Below are 272 nucleotides of genomic sequence, written 5' to 3' on the forward strand. Positions count from 1 at the left end.
TGGGATTCATCGCGGCTATCCAGCGGGTCATTCGTTCATGCGGGCTGGAAGGGGTCTGGGAAGGAATCGAGACCGCCGAGCAGGCCGAAGCCCTGCGGAGTATTGGGTGCACGAGCGGGCAAGGCTACTACTTTGGCAGGCCCCTGCCGGAACCGGAGTTCACGGCCCAGCTGGCCCGGCAATCCGTGTGGCCAGCCAGCTAATGCGGCCAGAGTAGCTAATGCGCATGCAGAAACAGGAAACGCGGGGCCACATGTGTGGTCCCGCGTTTC

1 protein-coding gene is annotated in these 272 nt (G+C 63.2%); it reads left to right on the plus strand.

The window, feature by feature from the left end:
* A partial coding sequence (locus SB724_RS20160) for an EAL domain-containing protein (RefSeq protein ID WP_410572622.1) occupies positions 1–203 on the plus strand: 203 nt, incomplete at its 5' end.
* Positions 204–272 lie beyond the last annotated feature (69 nt).

Source organism: Bacillus sp. SIMBA_031 (assembly GCF_046535225.1).
GTDB classification, from domain to species: domain Bacteria; phylum Bacillota; class Bacilli; order Bacillales; family Bacillaceae; genus Bacillus; species Bacillus velezensis.